Annotated in this window: 10 protein-coding genes and 1 pseudogene (1 of these 11 cut by a window edge); 4 read left to right on the top strand and 7 right to left on the bottom strand. The window is 35.2% G+C overall.

The window, feature by feature from the left end:
• Nucleotides 1-905: 905 nt before the first annotated feature.
• The 3 genes from WG67_RS00320 to WG67_RS00310 form a co-directional block, all read right to left on the bottom strand.
• Complete coding sequence (locus WG67_RS00320) at nt 906-1,484, bottom strand: RlmE family RNA methyltransferase (protein ID WP_010082599.1); 579 nt, start codon at nt 1,482-1,484, stop codon at nt 906-908.
• Nucleotides 1,485-1,560: 76 nt separating this feature from the next.
• A complete protein-coding gene (locus WG67_RS00315; protein WP_070356726.1) occupies nt 1,561-2,136 on the bottom strand; it encodes a PopZ family protein in 576 nt (191 codons plus the stop codon).
• Between the two features lie 19 nt (nt 2,137-2,155).
• Nucleotides 2,156-3,379: a TolC family protein gene (locus WG67_RS00310; protein ID WP_070356725.1), complete on the bottom strand. Its 1,224-nt coding sequence runs from the start codon at nt 3,377-3,379 to the stop codon at nt 2,156-2,158.
• Between the two features lie 129 nt (nt 3,380-3,508).
• On the opposite strand from WG67_RS00310, the gene rplM reads away from it, so the two are divergent.
• The 3 genes from rplM (at nt 3,509) to WG67_RS00295 (ending at nt 4,891) form a co-directional block, all read left to right on the top strand.
• The gene (gene rplM / locus WG67_RS00305; protein ID WP_010082596.1) at nt 3,509-3,967 is read left to right on the top strand and encodes a 50S ribosomal protein L13; all 459 of its coding nucleotides are present in this window, start codon (nt 3,509-3,511) and stop codon (nt 3,965-3,967) included.
• Nucleotides 3,968-3,977: 10 nt separating this feature from the next.
• Nucleotides 3,978-4,433, top strand: coding sequence for a 30S ribosomal protein S9 (gene rpsI / locus WG67_RS00300; RefSeq protein WP_006279875.1), 456 nt, complete (start codon nt 3,978-3,980; stop codon nt 4,431-4,433).
• Nucleotides 4,434-4,579: 146 nt separating this feature from the next.
• Complete coding sequence (locus WG67_RS00295) at nt 4,580-4,891, top strand: HU family DNA-binding protein (RefSeq protein WP_070356724.1); 312 nt, start codon at nt 4,580-4,582, stop codon at nt 4,889-4,891.
• Here WG67_RS00295 and WG67_RS00290 read toward each other — a convergent pair.
• On the bottom strand, nt 4,884-5,591 hold the full coding sequence (locus tag WG67_RS00290; protein WP_006279877.1) for a pyridoxine 5'-phosphate synthase: 708 nt from the start codon (nt 5,589-5,591) through the stop codon (nt 4,884-4,886). The two genes, WG67_RS00295 and WG67_RS00290, sit on opposite strands and share 8 nt — an antisense overlap.
• Before the next feature lie 136 nt (nt 5,592-5,727).
• On the opposite strand from WG67_RS00290, the pseudogene WG67_RS07930 reads away from it, so the two are divergent.
• Nucleotides 5,728-6,813: pseudogene (locus WG67_RS07930) on the top strand (IS3 family transposase).
• Between the two features lie 429 nt (nt 6,814-7,242).
• Here the strand turns inward: WG67_RS07930 and WG67_RS00275 are convergent.
• From WG67_RS00275 to WG67_RS00265, 3 genes are all read right to left on the bottom strand, one after another.
• A complete protein-coding gene (locus tag WG67_RS00275) occupies nt 7,243-7,878 on the bottom strand; it encodes a membrane protein (protein WP_010962341.1) in 636 nt (211 codons plus the stop codon).
• A gap of 128 nt (nt 7,879-8,006) precedes the next feature.
• Nucleotides 8,007-10,523 (bottom strand): leucine--tRNA ligase, encoded by a 2,517-nt coding sequence (leuS, locus tag WG67_RS00270; protein ID WP_070356723.1) that lies wholly within the window; start codon nt 10,521-10,523, stop codon nt 8,007-8,009.
• A gap of 12 nt (nt 10,524-10,535) precedes the next feature.
• Nucleotides 10,536-10,565, bottom strand: the final stretch of a protein-coding gene (locus WG67_RS00265) for a murein hydrolase activator EnvC family protein (RefSeq protein ID WP_070356722.1). It continues 567 nt past the right edge of the window; 30 of the gene's 597 nt are visible here — the last part of the coding sequence; its start codon lies beyond the right edge, outside the window; it ends in the stop codon at nt 10,536-10,538.

Raw genomic sequence — 10,565 nt, 5'->3', positions numbered from 1 at the left:
CTTCATACCACGATTCATTCGCGGTATCTCATCCGCTAACTGTTCTCCCTTATCATACCGTCACGGTATCTCCAGATCCCGCTAACAAGTAGCGGGATGACGATTGTCAGGGTGTCATCCCAGCGCCCCTATGATGTCATCCGAGTAGCCGACACTGGTTCCTTTATGATGGCAGTGCCCCTATGGTGTCATTCCAGTGCTTGACACTGGAATCCAGCCTTTCCATAATCATCAAAACATTGTATTTTAACGTAAAACAGCTATTTTTATGCTCACCAACTTAATAAAATTCCTGGATCCCAGTGTCAAGCACTGGGATGACAAGATATAAACCTTATCGTCATGCCGTCGCGAACCGTCATACCGCCGCGGTATCTCCAGATCCCGCTGGGATGACGATTGTCGTTTAGCTATAAATATTTAAGAAATTTACCAAATGAAAAAAAAGGCAAAAGAAGCCCTGGGGTTATTATCTGCTTTAAAATATTGGCGTTTTTTATGTTTTAAACGCTTGACAAGCAAGATTTAGCTGCTTTTAATTGCAACTCACCTATGCTGCAAATGTTTAAGAAATTTACCAAGCAGAAAAAAAGACAAAGAATCCCCGAGTTAGCTAGTCTTTTACTATCTCTGTCGAGTATTGGCATTTTTTGATGTCTTGTAACGCTTTATAAGCGCGTTCAGCTTATTTAGATAAAAATCTAGATGTAGATGAAGTTTTGTAAAGACATACAGTATCTATATACTGCAAAAAATTGAACATAAGACGCCGATACATTAAGTAATCCTTACCTTTTAATCTGCAGATTGGCGAAAGCAAATACAATAGCTTCAGTTTCATGATAAGGGGGCTGGCGAGGTTTGTCAAGCAAGTTTTTTGTTTCTGCGGACTACCTAGATTAATATTATATAGAAGTTTTGCTGCCAATAAAGCCTAAACTTACCAAATACATTTCTGTAGATTCAGATCTACTTGACTTTGGTTTAAAGTATTTTACTGTTTTAAACATTTTTTTTAGCTCGTTACAAAAATCTTTGTCAGATTCTCCTTGGAAAATTTTTACTACAAACGTGCCACCATGACTCAAGAAATGCTTTGCAAAATTGAGCGCTGCTTCGCATAAAAGCATAATTCTGATATGATCCAACGATTTTAAACCACAAGATTCGGGCGCCATGTCAGATAAAATTACATCAAATTTTTGATCCTTGAATTTTTCTCTTAAAATTTCAAACTCATTGATAATATCACATTGTATAAACTCTACTCCATTAATTGCGTTCATTGGTTTTATGTCAAGAGCAACCACATTTGCACCTTTCTGAGATGCAACTTGTGACCATCCACCAGGAGAAGCACCAAGATCAATAATTTTTTGCCCTTCTTGGAATAATTTAAATTTGTTATCCATTTCTACCAGCTTATATGCTGAGCGTGACCTATAACCATCCTTGCTAGTTTTTTGCACATACTGATCATTCAAATGACGATGTAGCCACCTTGTTGAAGATAGTTTTCTGCCTCTAGCCGTCTTTACTCTAGTTTTTATTGCTAATACCCTACTTATTATTGATTATATCTTTAAGCTCTTTTTCAACTACTTCTTTTACCAGTGCATGTAGATATTTATTCAGCCATTCTGAGAGCTGAGGTTTTAAAAGAGATGTAACTAATTCTTCAACAGTAAGGTTCGCTTTTTTTTGTTGTTTATGCTGTAATTCGTTTTGCATTTTTCCAAGCAACGCTTTGATCTCTTCCATATTCTCTTTTAAAATTAGATGATCGTTATTTTGCGCTTGTAAGCCGCTATTACTCGCTTTGTTATTACTCATTTGGATATTATCGTACAAGTAAATATCTTTTTTTTCTTCTAAATTGTAGCTATGGCCATTAAATTGGTTATTGTTGCAAGCCATTTCCTCACTTTGGTCATCATTATCAATGTCCTCTTTTTCATTATTTTCTTTTTTGCCATCTTCTTCTATTTCTTCTGGATACTCTTCCTCAAGGTATAGCACATCATCATTTTCATCCTTTATTTCTGCTTTATCGTTACTCGCATTTTTACCCGATATAGCTTTTTTTATATCTTCTAGGATATCTTTTACAGATTGATTACCTTGTTCATCATGCATAGTGCTAATACCATTAAATTTAGAGGTTTATACTATTTATCATAAAAAGCAAGTTGTAAACACTAATCACATAATTGCTTTTTGCTTCAACTAAGTCTGAACGTGCTTTAAATAATGCATCTTCAGTGTCCAAAAGGTCAGATGTACTCTTTAAATTTAAGTTTACTTCTTGCTCAACTCCTTCCAATGCTAGAGCTGCTGCTTTTTCCGATTCTTGACTTGCTTTGATAATGGCCTTTGCTGTCAACACATTATTCCAAGCATTTACAACTGCTTGTTCTATATTTTTTACCGTTTCATAATAATCGTAGGTAGATTTTTTTGCATCCATTTTAGCTTTACTGACACCAAAAGCATTAACTCCTCTCTTAAAGATTGGAACATCAAGAGTAAAAACTACATGAACATTTTCTAATAGTTTGTCTACCTTCATACCATCCTCCCCAAAATTTTTGCTTGCACTTAGATTTAAAGAAGGAAGCCACTTGGAGCTTTCAGCAATCACTTCCATTCCGGCTGCTCTTTTTTGATAAACTGCTGCTTTTAGAGATAAATTATTGGTTTTTGCTAACTGTAAACATTCATTTAGCTCTGGAACAGAAGGTAGTTTATCATTAGCTTCAGAAAGGTCATCAGCATCTTCGCCAATCAAATGATAATAAGCAATATTTACCAACTTTAATTTACCTTCAGCATCAACTCTTTCGGATATAGAAGACGAAAATTTTGCTTTTGCTAACAAAACTTCAGCATTGGTTACCTCTCCAAGGGAAAAGCGTTTTTTCATAGCTGACAAATGTTCCAAAGAAACGCGTTCTTTATGTTCTCTGAGCTTTAATATTTCTGTCTTTTGTAAAACATTAACATATGCTTTCACAGCATTAAGTGCAAGCTCTTGTTTTAATTGCTGAAATCGCATCTTTTCTGCTTTGAGAAGATGGCTTGATCGACTGAATGTGGCAAAGGTACCACCGCCATCGATTAATTTCTGGCGCAATGTAAGTTTTTTTTCAGATGTATCAAGATTAAAGTTACTATCGAAATTGTATTGCAAATTAATGTCAGGTAAAAATCCAGCTAACCCAGAAGATTTATAGTGTTTTTCTGCGCTTTTATATTGGTAAAATTGAGACTTTATTTTTGAGCTATTTTTGATGGCTTTGCTTATCACTTCTCCCACATCGGTTGCATAGCAACTTATAGTATTAAAAATGATCGCAAGTGTGATAATCAATCGAAACATTCTAATTCCTATGCATATTGGTTGCGCAGCTCAATTACTAACATAAATTACTTTAATAATCAATAACTAATATTGTTGACACTATTGAGAAATTAAGTATATCATAGCTTACTATTGTTGGATCAAATAATGAAGACTTTTTTCTTAAAGGAGAAACAAATCAATAAAAAGTGGTTTGTCATAGATGCAGAAGGATTAGTGGTAGGGAGGCTTGCAGCATTTGTAGCGACACTATTACGTGGAAAGCATAAACCTGAGTATACACCTCATATGGATTGTGGCGATAATGTAATTATTATCAACGCAGAAAAGGTGCATTTCACCGGAAAGAAGCTTAAAGATAAAATTTACTATAAGCATACAGGTTATTCTGGTGGTTTGAAGAAAACTACTCCAGATAATATTTTAAATGGCAAATTTCCTGAGCGTGTAATAGAAATGGCAGTGAAAAGGATGCTTGATGATGGGCCTATGGCACGTAGACGCTTTGAAAATTTGTATGTTTATTCTGGTTCAGAGCATAAGCATCAAGGACAGCAACCTGAAAAGATAGATTTTGCCTCTTTGAATCGTAAAAATAAAAAGTAATGGAGTAAAAATGAAGAGTTCTACAATAAATAACAATGATTGGTCAGAAAAGACAATTAAATCAGCAGTTGATTCGCTTGGTCGTTTATATGCTACAGGCCGAAGAAAAGAATCTGTAGCAAGAGTATGGATAAAGCCGGGGAGTGGAAAATTTAGTGTTAACAAAAAAGGCGATCTAATTTCTTATTTTAAAAGAGAGTCAGTGTGCCAAATAGTAAAAATGCCATTTGTTGCAACTTCCACATTGGATAAATACGATGTATTTGCAACTGTAAAAGGTGGAGGGCTATCTGGTCAAGCAGGTGCTCTAGCTCATGGAATAAGCAGAGCTTTAAGTAGTGTAAGCCAAGATTTGCATTCTATACTACGTAATGGTGAGTTCTTAACTAGAGATTCACGTGTTGTTGAACGTAAGAAATATGGTCAACATAAAGCTCGGAAAAAGTGTCAATTTTCTAAGAGATAGTTATTTTATAGGGGTGTTTTTTTGTAAGTATTATACAAATATTTGCAAAAATGTATGATATCCTCTATTTTTGTGATGAATTTAGTTGACTATCGGTGTCAACATAATATGCTATTTATGTGATTTTTTCAATATTAAGGTAATTTATGAGTAAAGAAGATATAATAAAACAATTAAAGGAAGATTGTTCTAGTCAGAATATAGATATAACAAAATCTGATTTGAGCAAGATTCATGATGCGTTTATTAAAATAATAAAGAATGAGCTGCATGGGAAAGGTGAAATACGTTTGCATGGAATAGGAACATTTTCTACTGCTATCAGTCAGGAAAAACAATGTCGTAACCCCCAAAGTGGTCAGATCATGACTGTTCCTAAAAAGACAAGGGTAAAATTTAAAGCAAGCCAAACTCTTTTAAGTATTTTAAATAAGAAGGAAAAAGCAGCAGTTAGTTAGACATTGTCATTTTCATTGTTTTTACTACGCTGTGTAAGCCGTAAAATACAGCTTCGCTAATTAAATAGTGGCCTATGTTAAGAGCTGAGATGTGAGGTATTCTTGTCATCTTCTTAGCGTGTTTATAAGTTATGCCATGTCCTGCGTGGCATTCTATTCCTAATTTATTGACGTACTCTGCAGCATTAGTAATTAACTGTAACTTTTTTTCTGATGGATTATCACAGTAATCCCCTGTGTGAATTTCTATTATGTCAGGTTTTGTCCCTAGCTTTTCAAGATATTTTAGTTGATCAATATTTGGATCGATAAACAGTGAGACTTTTATGCTAGAGCTATGCATTTCCTCTATTATACTAGAAAGTTTACTGTGCATATTCACGATATCCAGGCCACCTTCGGTTGTTAATTCTTCTCTTTTTTCTGGTACTATACTAATCGAATAGGGTTTTACCTTTTTTGCTATTTCAAGCATTTCTTCCGTGGCTGCAATTTCAAGATTTAGCTCAGTGCTAATGCTTTTTTTTAGGTTAAATACGTCTTCATCTCTAATATGCCTTCTATCTTCTCGTAAGTGTACAGTAATAAAGTCTGCTCCAGCGTCAATGGCTATTTCTGCTGCTTTCAATGGATCTGGATAAGAAGTTCCACGTGCGTTGCGGAGGGTTGCAACGTGATCGATATTAACACCTAGTTTCACAATCTACCTCAGAAATTATTTATAGATTATACATGTTATTAGGTTTTTTGCATAGTCATTGTTTGACCTTATCCAGAAAAAGTGGAGAGAAAGAAAAGAGTTTTTTTGGGTAAAATAAAATTTTGGAGGATTAGAAATGGCAAGAGAATATACGGCAGAGTTCAAATTGGAAGCTGTTAAGCTGGCAAATGAACAAAGAAAGGTAGGTCAAACAATTACAAAAACAGCAAAGGATTAAGGATTTAGGAATAAAGGGTGGTTTATTAGGAAAATGGATAAAGAAACACAACGAAAAAAAGTCGGCAGCAGATGCATTTCCAGGTAGAGGTACCTTATGACAAAGAGAGGTTTGATTTACAAAGCAAGAGTAACAAGGGAAAGAGACATTTAAAAAAAAGCCCTGGCCAGTCAAAAAGAGTAAAATATTTTTTTATATAGTAACTGCTATAAAGTACAGGAATTATGTAGGATTTTCTGCTAGTGGCTACTATAAGTGGACCACAAGAAAAATAAGCAGTAGAGAATCAGCAAATAAAGAGCTACTCGCAGCTATTCAAAAAATATATCAAGTTTCTAAATGTAGATATGGAGCTCCTAAAATTCATGCTGAATTGAAGGCTTTGGGTAAAAGTTGCAATTTGAAAACGGTGCAAAGTATTATGCAGAAAAATGACATCAGGGCTATACTGAGAAGAAAGTTTAAAATTAAAAAACAACAAACAGATAATAGAGCTGTAGCTCCCAATATACTAGATCAAAACTTTATTGTTGATCAACCAAATAAAGTATGGGATTACTTACATCAAAACCAAGGAGGGATGGCTATATTTGGCAGCAATAATTCTCACGTATGGTAGTTAATGAGTAGTGCAATAAATAAACAATTGGTTATGAACTCTTTATTAATGGCCATTAATAGGCGTAAACCTGTTAAAAATCTACTGCTGCACAGTGACCAAGGTTCACAATATACTGCGCAAGGGTATCAATATCTCTTAGCTGTAAAGAATATAGATGAGTAATAAAGGCTCTTGTTACGACAATTCTGTTGCAGAAAGCTTCTTTAGCTCATTGAAAAGAGAAATACTTATTGATACTTCACAACACTCTGCTCAACAAACTAGAACTGCAATATTTGAATACATAGAAATTTTTTATAACAAACAACGTCACTATTAACTATTGCATTCCAGAACAATTTGATGCATCATTCTTTTTGTAAAAAACATTCCACACTTTCTCTCCACTTTTTCTGGGTAAGGTCATTTTTGCCTTGACCAAGAAAAAATTCAGCTATTGCCTTACTTTCTCTTGCAACAACTTCTTCCTTAACAATTTTTCCTTTCTCATCAACGATACTTATAAAAGTTTCTTTTAGTGAGATCGCTATAATATTCCATGAGACTGCTCCTACTAATAAAAGTTTAAATTATTTTTGAAGAACTTATTCTACTGAATTCGTTACTTCGTGCTAAAATAATGGACTCCATCATTCAACAGCAATTACAGTATGTTTACCCTTTTTCTTGTTATTTTTCTAATCTATAGCTAGCGTTCAAAACCATATTCGAAAATACGTTTTCGGATTTTTTTTAATGCTGTTTATTTCATCCTCAACATCGTCTCTACCTTTATGAACTAAGTAGCAGCATTAAAAATTATAACGTACCCCTATCTCTAGAGTTGCATCTGGTATTTGTTTTGCTTTTATACCACTTAGTTGCCCACCCATGGTCATACCAACTGCACCAATTATCTGTGGAGTAATTTCATAATCAACACCTAACTTTAGTTTATAGGAAATAGAACTCAGTATTTTATCTACTACAGATGAACCAGCAGCTTCACCACCTGATTCTGGAGCACCTTGTGTTTCTTCTTCCTTTTCTTTTTCTTCTTGTGAACTATTGCCATCACCATCAACTGTATCACTAACACCAAAGCCAAAAGGTGTTATTTGGAGATATCCTCCTAAACCTCCGCTGACATATAGTTTAACGGGATCAATATCAAGGTCAGGATAGAAGCGGTAGTTTGCCAATAAGCTAGCTCCTATGCTCTTTAATGACTTAATATTACTGAGAACCTCAAGTTCAAATTTAGAGTTTTGGTCATAATGGTAACCAAGAACAACACCAGGTTTCATTTTAAAGCCACCACCCCAACCAGCACCAAAGTTTAAACCTGCATAGTACTTATCTTCTGACTTACTTGCACTATTACTAGCTGCACCTGCTAGAGATGAAGTAAGCAACACAGCCAAAACGCACAATCTCTTTATTTTCATATAACTCCTCATACAAAAAAATATATAATGCATAAGTATATATCCTTTATATTAAAAAAGATATAACTACATGTCAAAAAAAGTATAGCCATAAAATCAGATTATATAAAACGTACTACTCAGGTCTTTTATATAACTATATTTACTATCTTATTTGGTACAGCATATACAGTGCGAACTTTGCTTTGATCGATCTTACTGGACACAGAGTCTATCGCTATTTTCTTCAATTCTTCTTGAGGTAAGTTAATTGCCACCTTGATTGTTGTACGTAATTTTCCATTGATTTGCACTGCTATAGTTACCGTATCGTCAACTAATAATGATTCATCAGCTTTTGGCCAAGGTTGACCTCCTATTTCTTGCCATAGGCTTTCAGCTAGATGTGGTATGAATGGTTCGATTACTCTGATTAATATACATATACCTTCATCAATAAGAGATTTTCCAGTTTTTACGTCTATTTCAGCTATTAAATTCGTCATCTCACGAAATTTTGCCACTACACAGTTTAATCTGCAGTTTTCCAAGTCATCTGTAAGTCCGTGTAAGAGTTTATGAATTTTTTTTCTGTACTCTAGAAGTCCACCCGTAACATTTTCATTATCATAGTGTATATTTACAGGTCTTAGCTGCATGACCATACGCCACAATTTATTTACATAACGAGAACAACCTTCCACGCCATCATCGGACCATTCCATATCTTTCTCCGGAGGAGTGTCGGACAACACAAACAAGCGAGCAGTATCAGCACCATACTTTTCTATGATAAAGTTTGGGTCAACTGTATTCTTTTTCGATTTGCTCATTTTTTCAACTTTGCCCACTTGAACTTTTGCACCTCGCGCTATTAATTCTTTTGCTTCTGCGGGAAATAGCCACTTACCATTTTCGTCTTTATAAGTTGCATGGCAGACCATTCCTTGAGTGATTAAAGTAGAGAAAGGCTCTTTAATATCAAAATAGCCACATTTGGTTAAAGCACGGCAGAAAAATCTTGAATAAAGCAAATGCAGAATTGCATGTTCTATCCCACCTATATAATAATCAACAGGCATAAAACGATTACATGCATCTTTGTCTATTGATTTATCTTCACTACAGAATGCAGCAAAATACCAGGAAGATTCAAAAAAGGTGTCGAATGTATCAGTTTCACGCTCTGCTTGCTTTCCGCACTTTGGACAATCAACAAATTTCCAAGTTGGGTGCTTATCCAGCGGATTGCCACCACTTGTAAATTCTACATCTATTGGTAGAACTACAGGAAGGTCTTTTTCTGGCACTGGAACAGTTCCGCAATCTTTGCAATATATGATAGGTATAGGGCATCCCCAATAACGCTGCCTTGACACTCCCCAATCGTGCAAACGATAGTTTATTGTTTTTTTGCCTATTTTTTTTTCTTCAAATTTTTTAACTATGGCTTCCTTTGCTTCACTAACCATTAATCCGTTTAAGAATTCGGAGTTAAACATTGTCCCGTCTCCAGTATACGCCTCCTTTGTCATCTGAGTAGCTTGACACTGGGATCCATTGTAAGAAATCTGGTCACGCGCTGGAATGACACCTAAGTGGGCTGAAGAAATAACGGGAATTATCGGCAAATTATATTTCTGTGCAAATTCAAAGTCACGCTGATCATGTGCAGGGCAACCAAAAATCGCGCCTTCCCCATATTCCATCAACACAAAATTCGCTATGTAAAGCGGCAATTCCTTATCAAGAAATGGATGTTTGACGTTTAATCCGGTGTAAACTCCTATTTTTTCATCGTTCTCTCTTTTTGATTTTATTTCCTGGATCCCAGTGTCAAGCACTGGGATGACAACAGAAGAACCATTCTTTAAATCCTGCACAATAGGATGCTCTGCTGCCACTGCACAAAAAGAAGCCCCAAACAAAGTATGAGGATAAGTTGTAAAAACTTTTAATTTCTTATTCAGGCCAACTACTTCAAACTCTATAGTTGCTCCTTCAGATTTTCCTATCCAACGCTCCTGCATTGTTTTGACTTTTTCTGGCCAATTTTTCAAACTTTGCAGGCACTTGAGTAAATCTTCAGCGAAATCAGTAATCTTTAAAAACCATTGGGACAACTTACGTTTTTCAACAACTGCACCTGATCGCCATCCTTTTCCATCAACTACCTGTTCATTTGCAAGCACTGTTTGGTCCACTGGATCCCAGTTAACCCATGACTCTTTTCGATAGGCAAGCCCATGCTTTAAAAAATCCAGGAAAAATTTTTGTTCGTGTTTATAATAGTCAGGTTCACATGTGGAGAGTTCACGCTCCCAATTATAAGAAAGACCTATAGATTTCAACTGTGTACGCATATTATCTATATTCTCTTTTGTCCATGTTTCGGGGCTAATATTGTTATCCCTTGCTGCATTCTCAGCTGGTAATCCAAACGCATCCCAGCCAATTGGATGCAAAACCTCAAATCCATTAGCTCTCTTGTAACGCGCTATCACATCCCCTATTGCATAGTTACGTAAGTGTCCCATATGAATTTTACCAGATGGATATGGAAACATTTCCAACACGTAACACTTTTCTTGTTTACCACTCTTGCTTACAGAAAAATCCCATTTATCTTGATAAAATTTTTCAACACTTTTAAAATCATATTTCATATAAATCCAAATTCAATTACAGTTCATATGCATCAAAGGATC

Origin of the sequence: Wolbachia endosymbiont of Drosophila incompta (genome assembly GCF_001758565.1) — a bacterium.
GTDB lineage: Bacteria > Pseudomonadota > Alphaproteobacteria > Rickettsiales > Anaplasmataceae > Wolbachia > Wolbachia pipientis.
This window is presented reverse-complemented; position numbering and strand designations above follow the sequence as displayed.

Bases quoted from the DNA above. Each gene is read 5' to 3' on its own strand.
- WG67_RS00315 (WP_070356726.1), bottom strand. From the start codon at position 2,136: ATGCATGATGAACAAGGTAATCAATCTGTAAAAGATATCCTAGAAGAT.
- WG67_RS00310 (WP_070356725.1), bottom strand. From the start codon at position 3,379: ATGTTTCGATTGATTATCACACTTGCGATCATTTTTAATACTATAAGT.
- rplM (WP_010082596.1), top strand. From the start codon at position 3,509: ATGAAGACTTTTTTCTTAAAGGAGAAACAAATCAATAAAAAGTGGTTT.
- rpsI (WP_006279875.1), top strand. From the start codon at position 3,978: ATGAAGAGTTCTACAATAAATAACAATGATTGGTCAGAAAAGACAATT.
- WG67_RS00295 (WP_070356724.1), top strand. From the start codon at position 4,580: ATGAGTAAAGAAGATATAATAAAACAATTAAAGGAAGATTGTTCTAGT.
- WG67_RS00275 (WP_010962341.1), bottom strand. From the start codon at position 7,878: ATGAAAATAAAGAGATTGTGCGTTTTGGCTGTGTTGCTTACTTCATCT.
- leuS (WP_070356723.1), bottom strand. From the start codon at position 10,523: ATGAAATATGATTTTAAAAGTGTTGAAAAATTTTATCAAGATAAATGG.